The sequence below is a fragment of the Pseudonocardia alaniniphila genome, from assembly GCF_022524485.1.
Classification (GTDB): Bacteria; Actinomycetota; Actinomycetes; order Mycobacteriales; family Pseudonocardiaceae; genus Pseudonocardia; species Pseudonocardia alaniniphila.
This window is the reverse complement of record NZ_JAKXMK010000009.1, coordinates 57,349-81,658: the sequence shown is the minus strand read 5'-3', so window position 1 is coordinate 81,658 and position 24,310 is coordinate 57,349. Positions and strand designations below refer to the sequence as shown.

Sequence of the window (24,310 nt, the reverse complement as noted above, 5' to 3'; positions counted from 1 at the left end):
CGTGACCAGCTCATCGACCATCTCGCCGCACGCACCACCACCATCCCGGCCCCGCTCCAGAGCAGCTGCTGTCGTCGTGGCGGTGTGCGCCGCGCTGGCTCTTGGGGTCGGGCTCGTGGCACGGCCCGCCCCGACCCGGCTCCCCGACCACCACGTCGGGGACGCGGCGCTCGCGACGCTCGCCCGTGACGTCGTCGGAGAGGAGCAACCGGCGCTCGCCGTCGCCGCCGTCACCAGGGACGGCACGCGCACCGTGGCGATAGGCGCCGGTCTCGACGACCGATTCGAGATCGGATCGATCAGCAAGGGCCGGCCTGCTGTTCGCCGACATGATCGGGCGCGGCGAGGTCACGGCCGACACGCGGCTCGGCGATCTCGTCCCGGTCGACGGACCGGTCGCCGGGGTGACCCTCGCCCAGCTCGCCACGCACCACTCGGGCCTGCCCAAACAGCCACCGACCGTCGCGCAGTATCTCCGGGGCGCCTGGAACGGGCTCTCGGCCGGGAACCCGCACATCGCGACGCTCCCGCAGCTCCTCGCCGAACTCGCCGGCGTCGATCCCGACGCCCCGCCTGCCACGTACTCCAACGTCGGTTTCGAGTTGCTGGGCGCCGCGCTCGCCGCGGCCGGCGGGGCGCCCTACCCACAGCTGCTGGCCGAGCGCGTGCTCACCCCGCTCGGAATGGACGACACCATCGTTCCCGTCTCCGCCGCTGAGCTGGGCCCGCGCGACCTGCGGGGCGAGACGGAAGGCGGCCGCCTCGCCGACCAGTGGCTCGGCGAGGCACTCGGCCCCGCAGGCGGTGCCAGGGCTCACATCACGGACATGGCCGCCCTCGCCCGAGCGCTGCTCGACGGCAGCGCGCCCGGCATCGGCGCCCTCACCTCTCGAAGCACCTTCGACGCCGAGGACAGCATCGGATGGGCCTGGTTCACGAGGCCCATACCCGCGACCGGAACCACGGTCGTCTGGCACAACGGAGGCACCGGCGGGTTCTCCTCGTTTCTCGGGATCGACCGGGAGGCGGGCGCCGCCGTCGTGGTGCTGTCCGCCGCGGGGGAATCGCTCAACCGGCTGACAACGACGGGGTTCGCCCTGCTGGAGCGCATCGGAGGCGAGGCATGATCGCGGTGCTGGGAATCGGGCTGTGGTTGTTCGCAGGAATCATGATCGGCATTCAGGTGCTGCGGGCGTGGTCCCGGGGGGCTTTCGCGGCGCCCAGCAGATTCGTGCTCGTCAGTTCCACCGTGGACGCCGTCGTGGCGCTGGCGTTCATGCGTGCGGTCGTTCCGCCGCCGGGCCTGCTGTCCTGGGTGTGGGTGATCGCGGCGGTGGCTGTCGGGATCGGGATCGCCGGGGTGATCCTGCGCTGGCCCACGGTGGGCTGGGACGCCCCGACCTCACGTCCCTCGCGGCCGGCCATGCGGGCGGTCCTCACCGGCATCTACGCGGCCGCCGGCGCCGGGCTGGTCGTCGTGCTCGCCTGACCCGACCATCGGCGATGGTGGTGCGGTGCTCCGGCGCACCACGAGCCGGTTGGGAACGATCGTGAAGCCGTGCTCGGGCTCGTCGGTGCGGATCTGCCGCAGGACGCCTTGTACGCACTGGCGGCCGACCTCGGCGAAGTCCTGGTGCACCGTCGTCAGCGGCGGGAAGAACGAGGCCGCATGCGGAATGTCGTCGAATCCGACGACGCTGACGTCGCCGGGCACCGCACGGTCCCGCTCGTGCATCGCGCGGAGCACCCCGAGCGCCATCTCGTCGTTCGCCGCGAACACCGCCGTGCAATCGGCTTCATCGGCGAGGCGGAGCCCCGCGCGGTATCCGGACTCGGGGGTCCAATCGCCGCGGACCACCGGGGGTACGTCCAGCCCAGCGGCTCGGAGGGTCGCCTCCCAGGACTCCTCGCGGCGCTGCGCGGCGAAGGACGCAGCCGGGCCGGCGACGTGCCAGACCGTGCGATGACCGAGGTCCAGGAGGTGCTGCACGGCGGCACGTGCTCCGCCCGTCTGGTCGGTGTCGACGACGCTGTATCTGGCACCCGCGTCGTAGTCGCCGACGACCACGGGCATTCCCCGCGGCAGGTCGATGGCGGCGCTGTCGAGGAGGTGCATCTCCATGACGATGATCACCGCGTCGACCGCCAGCTCTTCGAGGCGGGTGAAGGCACCGCGGAGGCTGCCCTGCGTCGGCACCGCGACGGGCAGCAACGTGATCGCATATCCCGCTTCGGCCGCCGACGTGGCGATGCCCTCCACGGTGCGCGTGCTTCCCGTGGTGGACAACGAGAAGACGATGACACCGATCGTGCGGAACTCCCCGCGTTTGAGGGCGCGGGCCGCGCTGTTCGGCCGGTAGCCGAGTTCGGCCATGGCGGCCAGCACCGTGTCCCGGGTCGACTCGACGACGCCGGGGAAACCGTTCGAGACGCGGGAGACGGTCTGGGCGGACACCCCGGCGCGGCGGGCGACGTCGGCTATCGACACCCGCCGCCCGCGCCGCACGGGCGGCACGACCGCGGCGCCGTCCACCACCGTCAGCTCGCCGTCGTTCATGCTCGGAATTCTCGACCCTCCCCTCGTCGGGCGATCCGCGTGGCCGGACACGCCCGCACGACGTCACCGCATCGCCGCCAACGGCAGCAGCCGTAACGAGAAGGTGGTGGGGGCCGCCATGAGCAGGTGCTCCGGCGACGGGCCAGGTCCACACGATGCCGACCCGAGCCCGCTCTGCCCGACGTCGAGGTTCACCCACAGCCGGTCACCCGCGACCAGATCGTGCGGGTGCGCGGCCGCGTCGAGCTGCTCGCTGGTCCACCGCCGGGCGGTGAGGTCGATCGTCGGCAGGCCCTCCACCCGCAGCCCGCCTTCCGGGCCGGTCAGCTCCGCCCAGCGCACCCCACGCCGGTTGCCGTTCTCCTGCGGGTGCACATACGGCGTCTGGAGCTCGGCCACGGTGGCCCGGAACCGGCCGACCCGCACCGCTTCGCCGCTGTCGGCGTAGGACTCCCCTGGGCCGGTACCGAACCACGTCACGGTGTCGAGCGCGGCAGGCAGGCCGGTGCGCAGGCCCAGCCGGGGCAACGGCACGTCCCACTGCCCGTGCGGCTCGACGGTGACGTCCAGGCGCACGGCCGTCTCGGCCTTCTCGCCGTCGGCGGTCCACCGGTACCGGACCCGCATCGCCACGTCCGTCGCGGCTGCCCCGACCCAGGTGGTGACGACGAGCGCGCCGTCGGCGAGCCGGACGTCGTCGACCCGGTGCTCCAGGCGGTCGAGGCCGATCGCCTGCCACCGAGCGAGCAGCGAGGCACCCTGCCCGGCCGCGGCTCGCTGCGGATGGCCGCGGTCGTTGTCGGTGGGCGCTCGCCACAGGTCCAGGCAGAGCCCGCCGACGGGCAGGTTCCCGACCCGGCGCAGCGCACCGTCGGCATCGAGCTCGGCCGGCCCGACGAGGTGTTCTCCACTATGGACGGTTGCCGCCCACCGCGCAGGGGCACCGGCCGGCGGTGCCGGCGCAGCAGGCGTGACGAGCAGTTGGCCCTGGCCTAGGACATGCCCGGCAGGCGCCCACGGTTCGTCGGCAGTGAGCTCCGCCCGGACGGTCAGCCAGCTCTCCCCCGTGGTGAGCGGCAGGTCCGGAACCTCCAGCACGGCGGTCTCCCCCGGATCGAGCGCAGGGGTGGGGAGCTCGCCCTTGGCGATCTCCGCTCCCTCGGTCTCCAGCGCCCAGCGCAGGGTCACGTGGGTGAGATCGCGGACGTCGTACCGGTTGGTGACGGCGATGCCCGAGCCGGACGCCGGGGTGATCCGGACCGGGGCGATCACGGCGGCCAGCTCCATCAGCCCGGGCGAGGGCGTGCGGTCGGGGAACAGCAGCCCGTCGGCGATGAACGTGCCGTCGTGCAGGCGTTCGCCGAAGTCGCCGCCGTAGCCGAAGAACTCGGTGCCGTCAGCGGTACGGGTGCGCAGCCCGTGGTCGATCCACTCCCACACGAACCCGCCGTGGCAACGCGGGTAGCGCTCGAACAGCGCCTGGTACTCGGCGAGGCCGCCCGGCCCGTTGCCCATGGCGTGTGCGTACTCGCACAGCACGAACGGCAGCGTGCGCCTGCGGGCGTCGGCAGCGTGATCCGGATGCGGTTCCTCGGCGCGGCGCCCGATCTGCTCCACTTCGGACGGTGGCGCGTACATCCGGCTGTAGACGTCGGAGTTCACGGCGGAGCGGTCGTGCTCGTAGTGCAGCGGGCGGGAGGGGTCGATCGACCGGATCTCCGCCGCCATCGCCGCGAGGTTGACTCCGCTGCCGGCCTCGTTGCCCAGCGACCACATCACCACCGAGGGGTGGTTGCGGTCGCGGTGCACCGTCCGACGGGCGCGGTCCAGGTACGCCGCGCGCCAGCGGGGGTCGTCCGACGGGTTGTTCCGCCACTCGACCAGGACGAACCCGTGGGTCTCGAGATCGCACTCGTCCACCACGTAGAGGCCGTACTCGTCGCACAGTTCGAGGAAACGCGGATGCGGTGGATAGTGGCTGGTCCGCACGGCGTTGACACCGTGGCGTTTCATCAGGAGGACGTCGGCGAGCATCGTGCCCTCGTCCACGGCGCGGCCCGTGTCCGGGTGGAACTCGTGCCGGTTGACGCCTCGGAAGAGCAGCCGCCGGCCGTTGACGCGCAGCTCGCCGTCCTCGATCGAGGCGGTACGGAAGCCGATCCGCAGCGGCACCCGCTCGGCGGCCGTCGCCAGCTCGCCGTCGTAGAGCCGGGGCACCTCGGCCGACCACGGCTCCACGCCGGGCAGCGTGAGCTGCTCGCCGGCGGGCACGTCGACGCCCAGTTCGGGCACCCGCAACCGCGCCGGCGCTCCGCCGCCGGTGACCGCGTCCACGCGCAGCTCGCCCGTGCCCGTCGCGGAGTCGAACCCAGCGTGCACGGCCACGTCCGTGATCCCGCCCTCGGGACGGGCGAGCAGGGCGGCCTCGCGGAAGATCCCGGACAGCCACCACATGTCCTGGTCCTCGAGATAGCTACCGGCCGACCACTGCTGGACCCGCACCGCGAGCAGGTTGCGCCCCGGCCGCAGCACCGCGGACACGTCGAACTCCACCGGCAGCCTGCTCCCTGTGGACCAGCCCACCTCGGTGCCGTTGACCCACACCTGCACCCGCGAGTCGACGCCCTCGAATCGCAGCACCGTGGTGCCCGACGGCCACTCGGCGGGCAGCTCGACCCAGCGTCTGTACTCGCCCGTCGGGTTCTCCAGCGGCACCCGCGGCGGATCGACGGGGAAGGGGTAGGCGACGTTGGTGTAGGCCGGGCTGCCGTGACCGTGGAGCTGCCAGTGCGCGGGCACCGGCAGGTCCGTCCAGCTCCCGTCCCTACCGTCGTCGGCCGGGTCGGCGCCCGTGTCGGCCCGCGGGAACAGCCGGAACCGCCACGACCCGCAGAGGTCCAGCCGGGGTGCGTCGGAGCGGAACCAGGCTCGCGGTTCCAGCGCGTGCGCCAAGGGCTCGTACGGATCCGGCGTCATCGGCAAGTATCCCTTCAGCGGGTCGTCCGGTTCGGCGACGGGCGTGCCGTCAGGCACGGGGGATGCAGAAATCGAAGTCGCAGCCACGGTCGGCGCCCGTGACGTGCTGGTGGAACAGCTTGCGGTATCCGGTCATCGGCGCTGGCGGGGGCGACGGCAGCTCTGCCTGGCGGCGCGCCAGCTCCGCGTCGTCGACGAGCAGGTCGAGGCTCGCCTCGCTGACCGACAGCCGGATCCGGTCCCCCGTCCTGACCAGCGCGAGCGGACCGCCGATCGCGGCCTCGGGCGTGACGTGCAGGACGATCGTGCCGTATGCGGTGCCGCTCATTCGCGCATCGGAGATGCGGACCATGTCGCGCACGCCCTTGCGCGCCAGCTTCGCGGGAATGGGCAGATAGCCGGCCTCCGGCATCCCGGCTCCGCGCGGGCCGGCGTTCTGCAGAACGAGAACGTCCGACTCCGTCACGTCGAGGTCCGGGTCATCGACGCGCTCCGCGAGGTCCTCCAGCGACCGGAAGACCACTGCGCGTCCGGTGGTCTCGAACAGCGCCGGATCCGCGGCGGACCGCTTGATCAGCGCGCCGTCGGGCGCCAGCGAGCCGCGCAACCACACCAGCCCGCCCTTGTCCCGGCTCGGTTCCGCGGCTGTCCGTACGACGCTGCGGTCGACCCAGTCGGGCCCCTCCCCCAGCACCTCACCGAGCGTGGCGCCGGTGACGGTGGGCGCGGACAGATCCAGCAGGTCCCGCAGCTCGTGCAGCACTGCCGGGAGTCCACCGGAGGCATGCAGGTCCTCCATGTAGTGCGCGCCCGTCGGCTTGAGCTCGACGAGCACGGGCGTCGTCTCGCTGAGCGCGTTCAGCTCGTCCGGATCGATCGGGATCCCCAGCCGCCCCGCCATCGCCGTCAGGTGGACCAAGGTGTTCGTCGAGCCGCCGATCGCCAGCAGCACCCGCAGCGCGTTGCGGACCGATGCCGGGGTGACCACCTGGTCCGGCGTGCGCCCCGCTGCGGCGGTCTCGACCGCGGCCGTGCCGGTCGCCTCCGCGATCCGCAGCCGGTCGGAGTGCACAGCAGGTGCGGTGGCGCTGCCCGGCAGCGCCATCCCCAGCGCCTCGACGACACACGCCATCGTGCTGGCCGTGCCCATCACCGCGCACGTGCCCGCCGTGGTGGCGAGGTTCCGCTCGACCTCCGCGATCTCCTCGGCACTGACGTCACCGCCGCGGTAGTTCGCCCAGAACCGGCGGCAGTCGGTGCAGGCACCGAGGCGTTCCCCGTGGTAGCGCCCGGTCGACATGGGCCCGGTCACGAGCTGGACGGCCGGGCGCCCGGCGGAGAAGGCGCCCATCAGCTGCGCCGGGACGGTCTTGTCGCAACCACCGACCAGGACGACGGCGTCCATGGGCTGCGCCCGCACCATCTCCTCGACGTCCATCGCCATCAGGTTGCGGAACATCATCGCCGTCGGGTTCAGGAAGCCCTCCCCGAGCGACACCGTGGGGAACTGCATGGGCAGCCCACCGGCCGCGGTCACGCCGCGCACGACCGACGCGACCAGCTCCGGCATCGCGCGGTGGCAGGGGTTGAAGTCGCTCGCCGATGTGGCGATGCCGATCACCGGGCGTTCGAGCGATTCGGGCGCGCGCCCCGTCGAGTGCAGGAACGTCCGGCGTAGGTAGCGGGAGAAGTCCCGGTCGCCGTAGTTCGTCAGGCCACGGTAGAGCCCTCTCTCCTCCGTCATCCCTCCCTCCCGGACGCCGCTGCGCCCTCGAGCACGTCACCCGGGGTACTGCGCAGATGTTCCGCGAGCAGCTCGAGGATGCGCGGCGGGATCGCCCGTGCGGGCGGGCGCACCGCGTCGTGCCGGATCAGCCCACGCAGCACCAGGCTGTGCTTGCGCAGCCCGAGCGCGATGCCCTGCTGGAACTCGAAGTTCACCAGCGGCAGGTAGTCGCGCCACACGTCACGAGCGGCTCCGAACCCACCGGACCGATATGCCGCGACGCAAGCGAGCAGCCCCTCGGGCACGGAGAAGCCGGTCATCGCGCCGGCCGCACCGACCGCGAGCTCGTCGAGCAGGCACGTGCCGCCGAGCCCGCCGAACACGGGAACCTCGACACCCGCGACGAGCTCAGCCACGGCGGGCGGGCTGGGCGAGGACTCGGACTTCACCGCCGTCACCGCGTGCACTCGCCGGACGGCGTCGACCAGATCGCGCGCGGCGATCGAGACACCGCTCATGATCGGGTAGTCCTGGACGACGATCCCTTGTCCCGTCCGGTCGGCGACCGTCGTCAGCTGCCGGGCGAGCTCGGCCGGGTCGGGCGACGCGACCTGCACCATCAGCCCGGCCAGCCGCCCGTCCACCAGGTCGAGCACGTTGTCCGCCTCGGCGCAGGCCGCATCGGTCTCGAGCGCGCTGACCCCGACCACCAGCGGCAGCTGCGGGTCTGCCGCCACCACCGTCTCCACGACGGTCCGCCGCTCGTCGGGCGTGAGCCGGGCCGCCTCGCCGAACACGCCGAGCACGGTGAGCCCGGTGGCGCCGATCCGCGCGTAGTGCTGCACCTGGCGGGCGAGGGACTCGGTGTCCACGGCGGATCCGTCGGCGCTCAGCGGCGTGGCCAGCACTCCCCACACCCCGGCAGAAAGCGGTTCCCTGCTACTGCTCACGGCCTTCCCCTCGATGTCACTGCGGTGGCGACGGTGTACGCCTCGATGCTCTCGGTGCCGCCCTCCCGGCCGTAGCCAGAGAGCCCGACTCCTCCGAACGGTGACGCGGCCGAGGCGAGTGCCGTCTCGTTCACCCCGATCATGCCCACGTCCAGGCCCGCCACCGCGGCGTCGGCGCGACCGAGGTCGGTGGTGTAGACGTACGCCGCGAGCCCGTACGGCACGTTGTTGGCACGGTCGAGCCCTTCGTCCAGGGTGCCGAACCGCAGCACGGGAAGGACCGGCCCGAACGGTTCGTCGCGCAGCACGGCGGCGTCCGCGGGAACGTCGGTGAGCACCGTGGGCAGGAAGAAGAAGCCCGGCCCGTCCGGCGCCCGGCCGCCACACCGCACGGTGGCTCCGCCGGCCGCGGCCTTCTCGACCAGTTCGGCCACGGCGGCGCGCCGCCGCGCGTTGGCGAGCGGGCCGACGTCGCTGCCCGGGTCGGTACCTGGCCCGACCCGCAGCTGCCCGACCAGCCGTTCGACCGCGGCGACGAGCCGGTCGTGGACGGCGTCCTGCACGAAGATCCGGCTCGGCGAGATGCAGACCTGGCCCGCGTTGCGGAACTTCGAGCGGACCACCGCGGCAGCGGCGCGGTCGACCGCCTCGTCGTCCAGATCGTCGAGAACCAGCACCGGGGCGTGGCCGCCGAGCTCCAGCGTGAGCGGTTGGAGCCGCTCGGCGGAGAGCCGCACGAGCTGCCGGCCCACCGGCACCGAGCCGGTCAGGCTGATCTTCGCGATCACGTCCGACTCGATCAGCCGCGCACTGACGCGGGGCGGCTCGCCGGTGATCAGGTTGACCACGCCGTCCGGCACGCCGGCGTCGGCCAGGGTCGCCACCAGCTCCATAGCCGTGCGCGGTGCCTCCACAGCAGGGCACACGACGATGCTGCAGCCGAACGCGACGGCGGGCGCAAGCTTGCGGGCGGGCAGCGACGCAGGGAAGTTCCACGCCGTGAACGCGGCCACCGGGCCGACCGGCCGCCGCTCGACCCACGACCGGCGCCCCGGCTCGGTGGCGAGCACCCGCCCGTAGGCGCGCACGGCCTCGCCCGCGAACCAGCTGAACTGCTCGGCGGACTGACGCACCTCCGCCCTCGCCTCGTCGAGCGGCTTGCCCTGCTCCTGGGTCAGGACGGCGGCGATCTCCTCCGTGCGCTCCAGCAGCAGCGATGCCGCGCGGGCGAGCACCTCGGAGCGCTGGGTAGGAGACGCACGCCGCCATGTGTCGAACCCCGAGTCCGCCGCGGCGAGGACGGCGTCGAGGTCGGCGTCGGATGCGTCCGGCACCGTGGCCACGACCTGCTCGGTGGCCGGGTCGAGGACGTCGATCGTGCGGCCGTCCGACGCGTCCCGCCATTCACCCCCGATGAACAGCTGGTCGGGCACGTCAGGCGCCCTCTCCCGGGATCAGCACCAGCAGGCTGAGCGAGGGCAGAGGGAGCTGCACCTGCAGCGTCAGCGCGCCGCCGTCGGCCGTGACACGCACGTCGTCGGCGAGCCGCTCGAGCCCCTGCCGCTGCGTGATCGTGGCGAGTTGCTCCGCCGTCGGGTCCTGTGGGGCGCCGACGCTCTGCCACACCGTGTGGCTGTTGCTGTGATCACGGTCGATCCGCCAGTGCTGCAGCGTCCAGGCACCCGGCGTCAGCCCGTCGACCTGCAGGTCGACGACGGTGGGCGCGTCGTCTTCCGCGTACTGGTCGTCGGCGTGGCGCCAGACGAGCACCGCGACGCGGCCGTCGGCCGACGACCTGCCGGCCAGCACGTCGACCTCCTCCGCCAGACCGGCGCCGACGACGGTCAGGTCGTCCACAGCCACGGCAGCGTCCGACGTGGCCCCGATGCGCCGATCACCGAGCTGGGCGAACGCCCGGTAGGCGTTCATCAGCGGCTTCTCGATGCCCGACGCGGTGACGAAGCTGCGGGTGCCCTCGAAGTAGCGCTCGCCCTCCATGGAGAAGCTCCACGTGGTCGCCTCCGCGACCTGCGCAGCGTGACGCGCGTTCAGGTCGAGGACCTTCTTCATCAGCTTCGCCTGGAACACCGGGTAGTACTCGTTGTTGCGATAGGCGAAGTTCGCGTTGTCGTAGATCCCCCAGTGCGCGGGCACCGACGCATCACACTCGTCCACGATCGCGGGCAGCCCCGTGTAGGCCGGAAACTCCTCCATCACCGCGAGCATGCGATCGATCTCCCGCAGCATCTTCGCCATCGATGGCGACTGCTTCGTCGGTGCCGGCGCGCCGATCGGCCCGTAGGTGCGCCACGGCGAGAACGCCGCCCCCTTGGTGTGGAACGAGACGAAGTCCAGCGGCAGGTCCCGCTCCGAGCACGCGGTCAGGAAGCCACGCAGGAACGTGACCCCCTTGTCCCCGCCGGTCACGGTGGGCCCGCCGACGCGCGCGGTGGGCAGCACACTGCGGATCGCCTTCGCGGCCACCTCGTACAGATCGTGGAACTCCTCGGGGGTGCCGCGCCAGTAGGAGATGTCGGGCTCGTTCCACAGCTCCCACAGCCAGTGCGACATCTCCTCCTCGCCGTAGCGCTCCAGGCAGTGCTGCGCCAGCGCCGCCACGAGCCCGCCCCACTTCGCGTAGTCCTTCGGCGGGTAGGACCACCAGCCCGCCTCGTACTCGCTGTAGAGGGTGGGGCTGCTCTCGAACGCGAACTCCTCCTTCGCCCTGTCCGGCACCAGCGCGCGCGGGGTGAACGCCAGCTCGACCAGCGGGTGATGGCCGGTCCCGACGATCGTGTCGTAGGTGAGATCGGCGATCGTGAAGTCGTAGAACGGGTTGCCGTCCGCGTCCTCGTGGTAGACGTTCCCGCTCCCCCAGTGCAGGAGACCGAGGCCCGTGCCGCTGTTGAAGATGTAGTGCGGGCGGACGTGGTAAGGCGTCTCGGCGAAGCCGCCGATCGTCCCCAGGGTCCGGCGGCCCTGCGGGGTGTAGGTCCAGTTGATCTCGTCGTAGCCGAGGCTCGCCCACGGACGGTCGAGCACGCCGCGGTCGTCACCTGCGTCGACCGTCACCCGGGCCGTGCGCACGTGCGGCGCGTCCGGGTCGGCAGGCGTGTAGGGCACGGCCTGGACGCCGCTGCCGGAGGTGTTCTTCTCGGCGGCAGGATCGGCGGCCCCGTTGCCGGAACCGTCCGTGTCGATCTGCTGCGGATCGGAGGTCATCTCAACCCTTCAGTCCTGTACTGCTGATTCCTTCGATGATGAAGCGCTGTGCGAAGAGAAAGACCAGTAGCGGCGGCGTGATCGCCAGAATCGTCGAGGCCATCACCACGCCGTAGTCGATGTCGCCGTAGGCCGACCGGAAGGTCACGAGCGCGAGCGGGAGGGTCTGCATGGCGGGCGAACTGGTGGAGATCAGCGGCCAGAGGAAGTCGTTCCAGGCGCCGAGGAAGACGAGGATGCCGAGCGTCGCCATGGCCGGGCGGATCAGCGGCACCACGATGTAGCGGTAGGTCTGCCACGCGTTGGCGCCATCGATCCGGGCCGCGTCGGTGAGGTCGTCGGGCAGGTTCACGATGAACTGCCGGATCAGCACCACACCGAGGAGCGACACGATGTGCGGCAACGCCAGCGCGCCGTAGGTGTTGAGCAGGCCGAGCTGGTTGAACTGCTGGAACAGGGGAACCAGCACCACCTCGTTCGGGATCAGCATCGTCACCAGGAGCAGCCCGAACACCACACTGTTGCCGCGGAACGGCAGCTTCGCCAGCGCGTAACCGGCCATCGAGCAGACCAGCAGCGCAAGGACGGTCGAACTGACCGCCACCACCGCGCTGTTGAAGAACGCGACGAAGATGTTCACCGCGCGCCCGCCCGGGTCGACGAGCATCCCCCAGTTGTCGAGCGTGGGGCTCTGGGGCACCAGCCGGTTGCCGTCGTCGTCGGCCGCCTCGAACGAGGAGGACAGGGCCCACAGCAGCGGAAGCGCCCACAGCACGGCCACCACGAGTGCGGCGCCCGTGGCGATCCACCGGGCGCGACGCCGGGCGGCGGGTGGCACCTGCACCCGCCCTGCTGCGGAAGCCGGACGCGTCATGCTCGCGGTGTCAGCCATTGCCCGAGCTCCTCCGGGTCAGGATCTGCTGGACGATCGCGACCACGAGGATCACGAGCGCGAGCGTCCATCCGATGGCGGCGGCGTATCCGGTACGGAAGTCGCGGAAGCCCGTCTCGTAGAGCATCTGCAGGACCACACGGGTACTGCCGCTCGGCCCGCCCTCGGTGAGCAGGTAGACCTGCTCGAACACCTTGAACGAGTCGATCAGCCTCAGCAGGATCACGAGCCCGAGCACCGGCGCGATGCCGGGCAGCGTGACGTACCGGAACTGCTGCCAGGGGTTCGCCCCGTCGATCCGGGCCGCCTCGTACAGCTGCTTGGGGATGTCCTGCAGCGCGGCGAGCAGGATCAGCAGGGGGAACCCGACCCGCCACCACAGCGTCAGCAGCACGACCCCGCCCATCGCCTCGCCTGGCTGGGAGAGCCACTGCTGTGCGGGCAACCCGATCGCCTGCAGCACGGTGTTGAGCGAGCCGTTGACGGGGTTGAGCACGAGATTCCAGATCAGGGCCACAGCAGCGCCGGGCAGGAGATAAGGCGACACGAACGCGGCCCGGATCGCGTTGCGCCCACCGAGGTCGCGGTTCAGGAGCAGCGCGAGCACCAGCCCGGCCGCCACGAGCACCGGCACGTTCAGCACGACGAAGAGCAACGTGTGGCCGAACGCGGCGTGGAAGTCGGAGTCTCCGAACAACGTCACGTAGTTGTTCAGGCCGACGAACCCGCCGGTCCCCTCGGCCACGTTGACGTCCGTAGCGCTGAGGTACAAACCGTGCACCACCGGCACCGCCCACAGCAGCAGGTAGAGCACGGCGAACGGCGTCAGGAAGAGGACGGCGGCTCGCCACGGACGCCTGCGCCGATTCCTGCGGGTCCGCGCCCCGGTCCCGTCTCGGGTGGTCGCGCCGATCCCGGTGGTGACGGCACTCACGACGGCTCCTTCATCGTCTCGGTCGCCCGGGCCGTCGCGGAGCGGAGCTCGGATGCCACGTCTGCGCCCTGGTAGACGATGTTGTCCATCGCGTCGTTGAGGTACTGGAAGGCCTGGTTCCAGCGGTAGGCGTAGGGCGCGAAGTGCGCGTACTTCGCCTGGTCGATGAAGAGGCTCATCTTGCGGACCACCGGGTCGGTGCTCGCGGCGATCGGCGCGGCGGCCGCCGTGCTGGCCGGCGCCTGCGCACCCGCCCAGTCGACGCTGCCCTCGCGGAACAGCCAGCTGATGAACTTCTGCGCCTGGTCCCGGACCCAGTCGTCGTTCGTGCGCTGAATCGGGATGGTGTAGATGTGCGAGGTCGCGATCATGGCCCGCGGCCCGTTGAAGAATTGCGGCAGCGGTGCAACGTCGAGCTCCATGCCGGTCTCGGCGTTCGTCTCCAGCAGCTGCTGGAGCCCCCAGGGGTACGTGCAGACCATCCCCACCTGCTGGGCGCGGAACATCTGCCCGACCTGGAGCCCGTCCACCAGCTGCTGCGGCGACACCTGGTAGCGGTGCACGAGGTCCTGCTCCAGCTGCGCCGCCGCAATGCCCGCCTCGCTGTCGAACATCGCACGGCTCTCGCCGTCGATCAGGTCGCCGCCGCCTTGCCAGTTCATGCTCTGCCAGGGCATGTACGTGCCGGTCTCCCGGACGAAACCCCATGGTCCGGACGCCTTCAGCGCCTGCGCGGCCACGAGGAACTCCTCCCCAGTGGCAGGCGGGCGGTCGGGATCGAGGCCGGCCTTCGCGAACAGCTGCCGGTTGTACCCGAGCGCCTGCGGCCCCGTGCTCATGGTGACGCCGTACAGCTCGCCGTCGATCTCAGCGAGCTCTCTCGTGCCGTCGACGAAGTCCGGCTCGGCGAGCCCGAGATCCCCGAGCCGGATCGTGTGGAGGAAGCGCCGCAGCGGCTGGATCTCATAGCTGTGCAGCGCGACGATCGCGGGCGGTGCCCCGGCCAGTGCGGCCGTGAGGACCTTCGTCAGGTAGTCCCCGCCGTAGGCGGGCGCGCTGAACCGGACGAACACCTCGTCCTGCGAGGAGTTGTACCGATCGACGATGGACTGCATCAGGTCGCCGTCGCCACCGGTGTAGAACGTGACGAACTCCAGGACCCGACCGCCTCCGCGGGTGGTCTCGTCGAATGGCGATGAGCAGGCGCCGAGCGCGACACTCGCGGCGCTCCCGGCCGCAAGCGCCAGCAGCCGGCGCCGGGACAGCGTGGGCAGCATCAGTCTCCCTCAGACATCGATGTCGTGGGCGGGTGTACTGGGCTGGGACCCCTCACGGGGACGGGTCAGCGGGCGGCCGAGCTTCCGAGCACGAAGTACGGCTGATTCGACAGATCAGCAGCAGGGCTGGGATGTGGGGGCGTCGATACCGGGCGGGTGGATCTCCACCCGTGGAACGGCCGTGGCGATCCGGACGGACCGCGAACATGTGGACGCCCGGCACGCGCTGCTCGCCTCGCCCGCCGCGAACGGGCCGAGCGCGATCTTGACAGGGAGTTCATCGACCAACCGATCACGCATCCCCCTCGACACGTTGTTAGCGCTCACAATGTTAGCGTTAACAAGGTTTGTCAACCGGGAGCGCCGGCGAACTATCGATCGTCAGGCGATGGGGAGGCCGAGCCTCGCCGGCCCGCGGGTTCGTTCGGTCTGGCAACCGCGGCGTCGCAGCCCGCCGTGCATCGTCACAGCAGGCCGGCGCACTGCGAGGTCACCCCACGTGCTGCGAGGTACGAGGCGCCAGGTGGCGTGGCCGAAACAACACGGCGAGGGTCCGGAGTCTTCGACTCCGGACCCTCGCCGTGTCTGGGTTGAGATCAGTTGCCGGTCGCGAACGGGTTGGCAACCTTCTTGCGCGGCCGACGCTGCTTCGGCTTGGCTTCGGCCTCGACTCCGGCCGCTTTCTTCGTCGCAAGGGCCGCTGTCGCGCCCCGGTTCTCATACGCCTGGATGACCGCGGCGGAGATACGACCTCGCGCCGAAACCTGGTGGCCATGAGCAGCGGCCCACTCCCGAATTGCAGCGGTGTCGTCTCGCCGAGGCGACGAGGCACCCGTGCCGCGCCGGCGGCGAATGGTGCTGCCACCGGCACGACGGGCTGCCCCTGCGTACGGAGCCAGAATGCCTCGCAGCTCCGCAGCGCGTTTCGCGCTCAGATCGATCTCGAAGCTCTTGCCGTCGAGGGCGAAGGAGACCGACTCATCGGCCTCGCCACCATCCAGGTCGTCGACGAGCCGTACACGCGTGACGCTTGCCATCTTTCACTTCCATCCATCAAGCCTTCAAGGGTCACGCAATTCTCCATGCCTGCCAGGAAATGTCAAACCACGCGAGGATGCGGAGAGCCCAGGGATCCCCCATCGGCGTGATGAATTACCGTCGATGGTCGGGCGGTACTCGAGAAACGAACAGCAACCGCCCGGTGACACGGCAGCCACCGTCTGTGCAAGGCAGCAGAACCCCAGGTAGATGCGGCGACCACGCCAGCCTTAAGCGCCGCCCTCAGCGGAGACGTCGGGTAGTCGCCAGGGTCGAAAAATGATTCGATCGGGTGCTCGAAGAGCCGTGCCATGCGGACGGCAAGGGGCAGGCCGGGGTCGTAACGACCGGTTTCCAGCGCATTGACGGTCTGGCTGGACACCCGAGCCGATCAGCCGACACGCCCCGGCTCCAGCCACGACCCCCTCAGGTCCCTGAGCCGATTCCTCACCGCCGTTGAACCTTCCGAGTGAGGTCTTCGCCGGCGACGGGTCGGCCGAGCATTCGCGCGCCGTAGACGACCCGGCATCCCGCGGTCAACGGCAACGGCTGCATGCGAAGCCGAGAAATCCCCCGGTCACCGCAACGACCATCGTCGGAATTCATCCATCCTGTGCAGGTGACCCACGACGGCGCGCACCACTCACGCCCCCGCGCCCGATTCGGCCACCGACGCGACCCGCCGACCTGTCGAGGTTGCTCGTCATGCACCGAGCGTTTTCCAACCTGGCAACGGCGAGGTCGACGGGCAACCGTCGAGAACTTCCAGATCCATCGAGGCTTGTGGACCTACCAGGTCACGGGCAGCTCGTGAACGCCGTGCAAAAGGGTGCGGTGCTTATAGGGCAGCTCGTCCACCGGCACCGCGACCCGCAGGGTGGGGATGCGCGAGAACAGGGTGGAGAACACGATCTCCAGCTCCAGCCGGGCGAGGTTCTGCCCGAGGCACTGGTGCACTCCGTAGCCGAAGGCGACGTGGTGCCGGTCGCCGCGGTGAACGTCCAGCCGCTCGGGCTCGGGGAAGACTCCGGGGTCCCAGTCGGCCGCGGCCAGCAGGGCGATGACCCCCTCGCCCGCGCGGATCGCCACGCCGCTGAGCTCGGTGTCCTCGGCCGCGATCCGGATGGTGATGAGGTCGGCGATGCTGAGGTAACGCAGCAGCTCCTCGACGGCGTCAGGAAGCAGATCGGGGTCCGACCGCAGCGCGGCGAGCTGGTCGGGGTGCTCCAACATCGCAACCGTGCCGAGCGAGATCATGTTCGCCGTAGTCTCGTGCCCCGCGCTGAGCAGCATCAGGCACATCATCAACAGCTCATCCCGGCGGAGCCCGCCGGCGGGCTCCAGTTGTTCGGTGGCCAGCTTGCTCAGCAGGTCGTCGCCGGGCTCCCGCTGCTTTCGGGTGATCAGCCCGTCCATGTAGGCGCGTAGCCCACCCAACGCGGCTGCGGCCTGCTCCGCGGTGCTCGCCCCCGACAAGATGACTTTGCTCCTGCTCTGGAAGAACTCGCGGTCGTCGTAGGGCACACCGAGCAGTTGGCAGATCACCAGCGACGGCACGGGGAGCGCGAACGCCTCGACCAGGTCCACCGGCGGGGTCTGGGTGAGCAGGTCGTCCAGCAGCCGATCCACGGTGGCCTGGATGCCGCGCCGCATCGTCTTGATGCGCTTGACCGTGAAATCTTGGATGAGCATGCGCCGGTAGAAGCTGTGCTGCGGCGGGTCCATCCGGATGAACGGCGGGCGCTGCATGATCTGCTCGAGCCCCGGGAAGAGCGCGGGGAAGCCGGGGCGGGTGCTGTCGGCACTGAACACCGGGCCGCTCAGCACGGTCCGGACGTCCTCGTACCGCGTCACCAGCCAGGCGGTGTCGCCGGTGGGCAGCTGCACCCTGGAAACGGGTTCCTTGGCGCGCAGCCGCTCGTACTCCGACGGTGGGGCGAACGGGCACTGCCGCTGGAGCGGGAAGCTTCGGCTGCCAGGGGTCGCGGTCTGGGACATCAACCTCTCCTCATCAAGTGAAGGAAAACCCTTCGTTTGCGGCCGTGAGTAAGCTAGCACAATCGAAGGGTCACCCTTCACTTCATGAGGAGATGGGTACCGGCTTGACCGAGAGCACGACCCGGCTGCGGGCAGACGCCCGCCGCAACCGCGAGCAGATCATCACCGCGGCCCGCGAGGTCTTCCTCGAGAGGGGCATCCACGCACCGCTGGAGGAGATCGCGCGCCGCGCCGGCGTCAACATCGCCACCCTGTATCGCCGGTTCCCCGACCGCCACACGCTCGTCCAGCAGGTCGCCCTGGACAACCTGACCCTGGTCGGCGAGGAGCTGACCCGTGCCACCGTCGAGCACCCTGACGCCTGGGGCGCGCTGGCGCAGCTTTTACGCCGCCTGGTGGAGCTGCGGATCAGCGTCATCATGCCGGAGCTGGTCCCCGGCCTGGAAAAGGACATGCGCGGCGAGGGGGGACCGCTCAAGGAGCGACGCAACCAGCTCTTCGAGCAGATGGAGCAGCTCACCCGCGCCGCCCAGCAGGAGGGGCAGCTCCGCCAGGGCATCAACCCGATCGACCTCTGGCTCGGCGTCATCAAGCTCTCCCGACCGCTGCCCGCCATCGGTGCCGAGCTGAACGAGCTGATCATCGACCAGCAGTTGGAGCTGTTCCTCGGCGGCATCCACGCCGTGGCGCTCGACGCCTCCGAGCCGCTGCGCCGGCAGCCACTGACCCTCGACGCGCTGGACCGCTACTTCAGGATGGTGGAGTAGCGGGCGCGGTTCCTCTCCGCCCTGTCGGCCGTTCGTGCTGGTCAGGGTCGCGGAGCCTGCCCTGGAGATCGAGATGTGCAGGGGCCTGCGGGTACGGGGTCGTGGTCGGCGGGCGCCTCGGCGTCCTTCGACCCACCGATTCGACGCAGGGAGCGATCGGCGAGGGTCACCGCCAGGAAGAGGAGAGCGCAGGGGCCGAGGAACAGGGCCAGGTGGTGCAGGCCGGCCGTGTCGGCGCGGTCGGCCAGGAAGGCGCCGTTGGCGGCGGCGGCGCTGATCGCGCCGAGATAGAAGAACGTGCGGTACAAGCCGGCCGACGAACCGGTCCGAGTGGGGTCGGCCTGGTGGTACATGGCGTTCTGGTTCGCGAGGTTGTTCAGCCCCTGCGGGATGCCCAGGATCAGGGCGAGACCGACGAGCCACCAGATCCCCGTGCCGGGGCCGAGCAGCAGCAGCCCGCCGCACGCCACGACCTGGGCGACGGCTCCGACGACGAGCTTTCCCCGCACCTCGGTACGGCGTCCGGTGACCGCCGAGACGACGACCCCGATGGCGAACATCGGGATCAGGACGAGCCCGGCCACGGTCGGCGTCAGCCCGCGCCCCTGTTCGAGCCACTGCGTGTATCCGTAGAGGAAGGCGTACGCCACGACCGCCGTCAGCAGGGTGCGGGTGTAGGTGGCGAGCAGCGGGAGGTTGCCACCGAGCACTCGCAGGTCGATGAACGGGGTCGCCGCGCGCAGCTCCCACCATCCCAGCCCGGCGGCGGCAGCGACGGTGATCGCGAGCAGGTAGGCGTGCGAGAGCTGCGGGGTGGTCAGAAACAGCAACAGCGAGACGAGCATCGCGGCGAACAGGGCGATGCCGGCGAGGTCCACTGTGCCGGCCAGCCCTGTCGTCCGTGCCGATGCGCGGGTGCGCGGCAGACGCAGCGCTCCGAGGACGAGACAGGCCAGGGCCAGCGGAACGTTGACGGTGAAGGTGGCCCGCCAGCCGCCGAGGCCGATCAGCAGCCCGCCCAGGCTGGGCCCGACGACGGCGATGGTCTGACTGGCGATCACGAGCAGGGTCAGGACGCCGTTGGGGCTGTCGCGCCCGGTGCGGGTGGCCTCGCTGCGGATGAGGTACATCGCGGCCGGGTAGCCGGCGCACGTGCCGAACCCGAGCAAGACCCGGGCGACGACCAGCGCCCCCACGGACACGGCGAGGGCGCCGAGAATTCCGGCGATCCCCACCAGGGCGGTGCCGGCCAGGTAGAGGCGGCGAGGTCCGTAGATGTCGACCAGCCGCCCGACGACGGGCTGACCGATGGCGGTTGCGAGGTACAGCGCGGAGACCAGCCAGGCCGTCTCGGACGGTGGCGCCCCGAGATCGATACCGATGGGGATGAGCGCCACGGCGATCATCGAGGAGTTCACGGGATTCAAGATCGACCCGAGGATCATCGGGGCGATCAGCTTGCGGTCGAACGTGTCATCCGTCGGAATGGAACGTCCGGGCCTGGTCAGGCGGGTCAGCCAGGTCATGCGTGGGTGAGCCGTTCCAGGAGGGCCATCGCCTCGATGACGGCGCGGCGCTCGGCTTCGGTGAAGCGCTCGTGGAGGGCGCGGGCCAGCCACTCCTCGCCCGCGTGCCGGCTGTCGTCGATGAACTCGCGGCCGGCTGCGCTCAGCGACACCAGTTGGCGCCGGCCGTCGCCGGGGTCGGGCCTGCGCTCGATCAGCCCTCGCTCGTCCAGCACCGAGAGGACCGCCGCCACCGACTGCGGACGGACCCGCTCGGCCGCCGCCAGCGCGCTCGCCGTGGCCGCTCCGTCCTTGTCGAGGCGGCTGAGGATCGACGTCTGGGACGGAGTGAGGTCACCACTGTCGTAGGTCTCCCGGAGCCGACGTCGCAACCGGCCCACAACCACCCGGACATCACGCGCCGCGCATACCGCCGACGCCGCGACATCGCCGCTGATCTCGGACATTCCCTGACCGTAGATTCAACAGTCCAAACTGACAAGTTCAAGCTGAGCAACACAGACTGAACAGTTTGGGTTGAGCTCCTGCCTACCCCCGAGCACGAGAACGTGCTCGGCGGCGCGGCTGCCCTGAGCGTGCGGTCGGCTACACGCCCGCGGCGACGAGCGCGCCGTGGACGAACTGCTTCGCCGCGGGCACCTCGTCCTCCGTGACGTGCTCGATGATCACGGGCATGTTCGGGTGCTGCGCGGCGAGCAGCTCGAGGTAGAGCGGGTAGTTCAGCGCGCCCTGACCGGGTCCGTGCAGCTCCATCGCCCCGACGCCACGGAACGACAGGTACTCCGCCGCACCGGTGTCGGCGTGCTTCTCGTCCGTGTCGCCGGCTCGGGCCACGTCCTTGGCGTGCGCGATCTTGATGTACGGGCTCAGCTCGGCGAACATGCGGCGCAGCACGCCGTCCATGTCGTCGATGTTGTGGTCCTCGTAGTAGTTGGTGGGGTCCATCACCAGGCCCAGGTGCGGGCTCGAGATGTCGCGGAACAGCCGCAGCGTGGCGTCGATCGTGCCGATGACGTTGTTGACGTAGGTCTCCACGCAGAAGACGGCGTCGTGCTTCGCGGCCTCCTCGACCAGCCCGCCGATCACGTCGAGGCACTCGGCGTACCCAGCCTCGGTGAGGTTGCGCGGGTCGGGGGCCCAGTCGCTGCCGGTGTTGTAGGTGCCGGTCTCGCTGATGACGTAGGGCGTGCCGAGGTGGCGCCCGCTACGGATGAGGGCGCGCAGCCGGTTCAGCCGAAGCTGCCGCTCGGCCGGGTCCGGATGAATGATGTTGGTGTATCCGGACACCGAGACGATCGGCACGTCGTGGCGGCGGTAGGTGTCCCGGATCTCCTTGCACTCCGCCTCGGTGAGCCCCTGCTCCGTGAAGCGAGGGTCGGTGAAGTCGAGGTCGAACTGCACGCAGCCGAAGCCGTGGGCACGGGCGCGCCGCGCAGCCTCGTCGAGGTCGTGCTGGTAGATGCCGGAGAAGATGCCGACGGGCAGCATGGGCCACTCCTTCGTGGAGGTCCGGAGAACGGTCGGTGGGACTCAGAGGAACTCGGCAGGCGACACCGCGCGCCGCTCGTCGATCGATCGGTAGGCGGCCTCGACGAGTGCCATGGTCTTCAGGTTGTCCCGTGCGGGGAGCGCGGGCGGTTCGCCGGTCGCGAGCGCGTGCTGCAACTGCTCCATGACGCCTGCGAAGGCGTCGGGGAACCACTGGGTGCTCCAGGTGGGCTGCACCCACCCGTCGGTCGACTCGCTGGAGTACCGCAGCGTCGACGGGCTGCCGTCTGGGTAGTCCGGCCAGCCGAGGGTGCCGGTCGCCAGCCCGCGGGTGCCCTCCACCCGCCAGCGGATCGCCACGTCGCCCTCGACGCCTTCCTGCACCGGGCCGCCCCACACGTCCTCGACGCTCACCGCGAGCACGCCGCTGGGGAACCGCAGTGTGGAGGCGACGATGCCGTCGACGTGGTCGAACGTGGTGCGCGGGTCCTTGCGGACCGCGGTGTAGACGTCCTCCGGCTCGCCGAACAGGTACCGCAACGCGTCGAGATGGTGGACGCTCATGTTCGCGATCGTGAGCCGTTCGTAGTCGCGCAGGAACGGCTGCCAGTGCGGCACCGCACGCATGTCGACCGTGGCCGTGACGATCTCACCGAGCTCACCGCGGTCGATCAGCTGCTTGAGCACGCGGATCGACTGGTCGTAGCGCATGTTCTGGTTGACCGACATGACCTTGCCCGCGGCCTCGACCTCGTCGACCAGCCGCGTGGCCTCCGCCAGGTTCAGCGCGAGCGGCTTCTGTGCGAGGACGCCGAGAATGTGGTCGTGCCGCAGCGCAGCCCTGATCACGTCTGGCTGCAGGTGCGGCGGGAACGCCACGTCGAGGATCTGCACCGTGGGGTCGGCCACCAGGTCCTCGACGGTGTCGTAGACGGTGGGGATGTCCCAGCGCTTGGCGACGGACTCGGCGCCCGCCCTGGTGCGGGAGGTGATGGCCCGCACCGGGAAGCCGGCACGCGCGTAGGCGTCCAGCTGGACGTCGGCCATGATGAAGCCCGCGCCCACGGCGCCGATGCCGAACTCGCGGCAGCGCACCGGCTGGTCGGGACTGAAGTCGGTTGCGCTCACAGCTCCCCCACCCGGAAGGCCGTCTCGTAGCGGCGCTCCTCGCCCGGTTCGAGGAACGTCATCGAGCCGTTCTCGCGCGCGGCCGCCTCGCCCTGGACGTGATGGGTGGACGGTTCGAACCCGATCGCGTAAGCGCCCTCGCGCAGGTGCAGCCACTGGAAGAACGCCGGGAACTGCGCGGTGTCGAACTCCAGCTCGAAGAAGACCCCGAGCCGCTCGTTCACCAGCCGTGGGCGCACCTTGCCCGCCGCGTCGGGCTTGAGCTCGTGCTCGTAGACCTGCTCGATGAAGCCCTTCTGCGGGGCGGGCATCTCGATGTTGGACACACCCTGCTCGGCGACGCTGTCGCTCTGCCAGGTCGTGCGCTCGAACGGGAACTCGCAGCGGGCGCCCTCGTCGAGGAACGGCCAGCCGATGTTGACGTGGTAGAGGTACATGTGCGGCGTGGGGTCGAACCCGGCGTTGCGCACCGTGTCGATCAGCCGGATCTCGGTGCCGCCGACGTCGGCCTCGATCCGGCGTGTCAGTCGCAGGTGCTCGCCGAAGATCGCCGCCTGGCGCACCTCGCCCTCGGCCCACAGCACGCACTCGCCATCGTCGCTCCAGCGCTCGCCGTAGCCGTGCAGGCGGGCCGGGATGTTGCCGACGCGGCCGTGCAGCCCGTTCCACACCGTCTCGCGGGGCGGATAGCGGTACTGCGAGGCGTCCACCTCGGCGGAGAAGAGGGTGTGGTCGAGCCCGGCTGTGAGCAGCAGCCCCGAGAAGCTGCGCATCATCGACAGGCCGTCGTCGTCGCGGTACTCGTGCAGCCCGGGGTGGCGGAATCCGGTGGCGGAGCGCCAGCCGAACCCGTTGCCGCGAAACTCCGCGGTGCCCAGGTCCATCGCGCGGTCGACCAGCACGTCGAAGGACAGCCCCGCGCCGGTGCGGAACTCCAGCGCGCGGATCCCGCGCTCGGCCCCGTCGTCCAGGACGACCGCGCGCACCCCGCCCGCCGCGCCGGTGTCCCCCGCCAGCCGGGCCAGCCCGGTGCGGTCGTAGTCGCGGCCGTTCAGCCTCATGCCATCACCCACCCTCCGTTGACCTCGATGCACTGCCCTGTGACGAAGGAGGAGTCCGGCCCGGCGAGAAACGCCACGACGGCGGCAAGCTCCTCGGGGCGGCCGCGCCGCTTGAGCGCCTGCCGGTCCAGCACGAACCGCTGGTACTCCTCTGGATTCTCGTGGATCTCCTCGGCGGCCGTGGGGAACGCGCCGGGTGAGACGCAGTTGACCCGGATCCCGTGCTCGCCCAGTTCGCGGGCGAGCGCACGGGTGAAAGCGGCAGCGGCGCCCTTCGTGGAGACGTAGGCCGCGAGGTCCGCCCAGCCGCCGTGCATCGTGATCGAGGCGATGTTCACGATCGCCCCCTCCCCTGCCGCGACCATGCGCCGGGCCGCCGCCTGCGCCGCCACCCAGTAGGCGCGCTGGTTGACCGCGACGACCTGCTCGTACTCGGCGAGCGGTACCTCGAGGAACGGTCTGCTCGGGTAGATCGCGGCGTTGTTGACCAGCACTCGCGGCCCGCCCAACTCGGCGGACGTGCGTTCCACCGCGTGCTCGACGGCGGCTGCGTCGCGGAGGTCCACGGGCAGCGGCAGGACGCTCGCGCCGGTCTTCACGACCTCTTCGGCCGTGCGCTCCAGGCCTGCCTCGTCCACGTCGAGCAGTGCGACGTCGAGGCCGTCGGCGGCCAGGCGCACGGCGGTGGCCCGGCCGAGCGCACCGGCCGCGCCGGTGACGAGCGCCGCCGTCACCGGGCACCACGGACACGGGCGGCGACTCGTGAGGGC

At 70.7% G+C, this 24,310-nt stretch carries 20 protein-coding genes; 3 read left to right on the top strand and 17 right to left on the bottom strand.

Going from position 1 to position 24,310, the window contains the following annotated elements:
* The first annotated feature begins 314 nt into the window (after positions 1-314).
* Together MMF94_RS11570 and MMF94_RS11565 are read left to right on the top strand one after the other, a co-directional pair.
* Positions 315-1,127, top strand: coding sequence for a serine hydrolase domain-containing protein (locus MMF94_RS11570; RefSeq protein WP_338104198.1), 813 nt, complete (start codon positions 315-317; stop codon positions 1,125-1,127).
* A complete protein-coding gene (locus tag MMF94_RS11565) occupies positions 1,124-1,489 on the top strand; it encodes a hypothetical protein (RefSeq protein WP_241036358.1) in 366 nt (121 codons plus the stop codon). Before MMF94_RS11570 ends, MMF94_RS11565 begins: the two co-directional genes overlap by 4 nt.
* On the opposite strand, the gene MMF94_RS11560 is transcribed toward MMF94_RS11565, so the two are convergent.
* The 11 genes from MMF94_RS11560 to MMF94_RS11510 all read right to left on the bottom strand — a co-directional run bounded on the left by MMF94_RS11560 (position 1,403) and on the right by MMF94_RS11510 (position 17,570).
* Entirely contained in the window at positions 1,403-2,557 is a 1,155-nt protein-coding gene (locus MMF94_RS11560; RefSeq protein ID WP_241036357.1) for a LacI family DNA-binding transcriptional regulator, read from the bottom strand. The genes MMF94_RS11565 and MMF94_RS11560 overlap by 87 nt on opposite strands.
* A 63-nt stretch (positions 2,558-2,620) precedes the next feature.
* Positions 2,621-5,533 (bottom strand): glycoside hydrolase family 2 TIM barrel-domain containing protein, encoded by a 2,913-nt coding sequence (locus tag MMF94_RS11555; protein WP_241036356.1) that lies wholly within the window; start codon positions 5,531-5,533, stop codon positions 2,621-2,623.
* A gap of 49 nt (positions 5,534-5,582) precedes the next feature.
* On the bottom strand, positions 5,583-7,277 hold the full coding sequence (locus tag MMF94_RS11550) for a dihydroxy-acid dehydratase (RefSeq protein ID WP_241036355.1): 1,695 nt from the start codon (positions 7,275-7,277) through the stop codon (positions 5,583-5,585).
* Positions 7,274-8,209: a dihydrodipicolinate synthase family protein gene (locus MMF94_RS11545; protein WP_241036354.1), complete on the bottom strand. Its 936-nt coding sequence runs from the start codon at positions 8,207-8,209 to the stop codon at positions 7,274-7,276. Before MMF94_RS11545 ends, MMF94_RS11550 begins: the two co-directional genes overlap by 4 nt.
* Positions 8,206-9,642: an NAD-dependent succinate-semialdehyde dehydrogenase gene (locus MMF94_RS11540; protein WP_241036353.1), complete on the bottom strand. Its 1,437-nt coding sequence runs from the start codon at positions 9,640-9,642 to the stop codon at positions 8,206-8,208. Before MMF94_RS11540 ends, MMF94_RS11545 begins: the two co-directional genes overlap by 4 nt.
* A gap of 1 nt (position 9,643) precedes the next feature.
* A complete protein-coding gene (locus MMF94_RS11535) occupies positions 9,644-11,431 on the bottom strand; it encodes a GH39 family glycosyl hydrolase (protein ID WP_241036352.1) in 1,788 nt (595 codons plus the stop codon).
* 1 nt (position 11,432) lies between these two features.
* On the bottom strand, positions 11,433-12,323 hold the full coding sequence (locus tag MMF94_RS11530) for a carbohydrate ABC transporter permease (protein WP_241036351.1): 891 nt from the start codon (positions 12,321-12,323) through the stop codon (positions 11,433-11,435).
* Positions 12,316-13,257 carry a carbohydrate ABC transporter permease gene (locus MMF94_RS11525; RefSeq protein WP_241036350.1) on the bottom strand — a complete coding sequence of 314 codons (942 nt, stop codon included), beginning with the start codon at positions 13,255-13,257 and terminating at the stop codon, positions 12,316-12,318. The genes MMF94_RS11530 and MMF94_RS11525 overlap by 8 nt, the downstream gene beginning before the upstream one ends.
* Positions 13,254-14,534 carry an extracellular solute-binding protein gene (locus MMF94_RS11520; protein ID WP_241036349.1) on the bottom strand — a complete coding sequence of 427 codons (1,281 nt, stop codon included), beginning with the start codon at positions 14,532-14,534 and terminating at the stop codon, positions 13,254-13,256. The genes MMF94_RS11525 and MMF94_RS11520 overlap by 4 nt, the downstream gene beginning before the upstream one ends.
* 596 nt (positions 14,535-15,130) lie before the next feature.
* Entirely contained in the window at positions 15,131-15,571 is a 441-nt protein-coding gene (locus tag MMF94_RS11515) for a histone-like nucleoid-structuring protein Lsr2 (RefSeq protein WP_277398699.1), read from the bottom strand.
* 790 nt (positions 15,572-16,361) lie between these two features.
* Positions 16,362-17,570, bottom strand: a complete 1,209-nt coding sequence (locus MMF94_RS11510) for a cytochrome P450 (protein ID WP_241036348.1) — start codon at positions 17,568-17,570, stop codon at positions 16,362-16,364.
* A gap of 104 nt (positions 17,571-17,674) precedes the next feature.
* On the opposite strand from MMF94_RS11510, the gene MMF94_RS11505 reads away from it, so the two are divergent.
* The gene (locus tag MMF94_RS11505; RefSeq protein WP_241036347.1) at positions 17,675-18,337 is read left to right on the top strand and encodes a TetR/AcrR family transcriptional regulator; all 663 of its coding nucleotides are present in this window, start codon (positions 17,675-17,677) and stop codon (positions 18,335-18,337) included.
* A gap of 41 nt (positions 18,338-18,378) precedes the next feature.
* Here MMF94_RS11505 and MMF94_RS11500 read toward each other — a convergent pair whose 3' ends face one another.
* From MMF94_RS11500 to MMF94_RS11475, 6 genes are all read right to left on the bottom strand, one after another.
* Positions 18,379-19,863, bottom strand: a complete 1,485-nt coding sequence (locus MMF94_RS11500; RefSeq protein ID WP_241036346.1) for an MFS transporter — start codon at positions 19,861-19,863, stop codon at positions 18,379-18,381.
* Positions 19,860-20,309, bottom strand: a complete 450-nt coding sequence (locus MMF94_RS11495; RefSeq protein ID WP_241036345.1) for a MarR family winged helix-turn-helix transcriptional regulator — start codon at positions 20,307-20,309, stop codon at positions 19,860-19,862. Before MMF94_RS11495 ends, MMF94_RS11500 begins: the two co-directional genes overlap by 4 nt.
* Before the next feature lie 139 nt (positions 20,310-20,448).
* A complete protein-coding gene (locus MMF94_RS11490; protein ID WP_241036344.1) occupies positions 20,449-21,351 on the bottom strand; it encodes a sugar phosphate isomerase/epimerase family protein in 903 nt (300 codons plus the stop codon).
* Between the two features lie 42 nt (positions 21,352-21,393).
* A complete protein-coding gene (locus MMF94_RS11485; protein ID WP_241036343.1) occupies positions 21,394-22,479 on the bottom strand; it encodes a Gfo/Idh/MocA family protein in 1,086 nt (361 codons plus the stop codon).
* Positions 22,476-23,540, bottom strand: a complete 1,065-nt coding sequence (locus tag MMF94_RS11480) for an aldose 1-epimerase family protein (RefSeq protein WP_241036342.1) — start codon at positions 23,538-23,540, stop codon at positions 22,476-22,478. The genes MMF94_RS11485 and MMF94_RS11480 overlap by 4 nt, the downstream gene beginning before the upstream one ends.
* The gene (locus MMF94_RS11475) at positions 23,537-24,274 is read right to left on the bottom strand and encodes an SDR family NAD(P)-dependent oxidoreductase (RefSeq protein ID WP_241036341.1); all 738 of its coding nucleotides are present in this window, start codon (positions 24,272-24,274) and stop codon (positions 23,537-23,539) included. Before MMF94_RS11475 ends, MMF94_RS11480 begins: the two co-directional genes overlap by 4 nt.
* Positions 24,275-24,310: the final 36 nt, after the last annotated feature.

Bases quoted from the DNA above. Each gene is read 5' to 3' on its own strand.
- MMF94_RS11565 (WP_241036358.1), top strand. From the start codon at position 1,124: ATGATCGCGGTGCTGGGAATCGGGCTGTGGTTGTTCGCAGGAATCATG.
- MMF94_RS11560 (WP_241036357.1), bottom strand. From the start codon at position 2,557: ATGAACGACGGCGAGCTGACGGTGGTGGACGGCGCCGCGGTCGTGCCG.
- MMF94_RS11555 (WP_241036356.1), bottom strand. From the start codon at position 5,533: ATGACGCCGGATCCGTACGAGCCCTTGGCGCACGCGCTGGAACCGCGA.
- MMF94_RS11550 (WP_241036355.1), bottom strand. From the start codon at position 7,277: ATGACGGAGGAGAGAGGGCTCTACCGTGGCCTGACGAACTACGGCGAC.
- MMF94_RS11535 (WP_241036352.1), bottom strand. From the start codon at position 11,431: ATGACCTCCGATCCGCAGCAGATCGACACGGACGGTTCCGGCAACGGG.
- MMF94_RS11530 (WP_241036351.1), bottom strand. From the start codon at position 12,323: ATGGCTGACACCGCGAGCATGACGCGTCCGGCTTCCGCAGCAGGGCGG.
- MMF94_RS11520 (WP_241036349.1), bottom strand. From the start codon at position 14,534: ATGCTGCCCACGCTGTCCCGGCGCCGGCTGCTGGCGCTTGCGGCCGGG.
- MMF94_RS11515 (WP_277398699.1), bottom strand. From the start codon at position 15,571: ATGGCAAGCGTCACGCGTGTACGGCTCGTCGACGACCTGGATGGTGGC.
- MMF94_RS11510 (WP_241036348.1), bottom strand. From the start codon at position 17,570: ATGTCCCAGACCGCGACCCCTGGCAGCCGAAGCTTCCCGCTCCAGCGG.
- MMF94_RS11500 (WP_241036346.1), bottom strand. From the start codon at position 19,863: ATGACCTGGCTGACCCGCCTGACCAGGCCCGGACGTTCCATTCCGACG.
- MMF94_RS11495 (WP_241036345.1), bottom strand. From the start codon at position 20,309: ATGTCCGAGATCAGCGGCGATGTCGCGGCGTCGGCGGTATGCGCGGCG.
- MMF94_RS11490 (WP_241036344.1), bottom strand. From the start codon at position 21,351: ATGCTGCCCGTCGGCATCTTCTCCGGCATCTACCAGCACGACCTCGAC.
- MMF94_RS11480 (WP_241036342.1), bottom strand. From the start codon at position 23,540: ATGAGGCTGAACGGCCGCGACTACGACCGCACCGGGCTGGCCCGGCTG.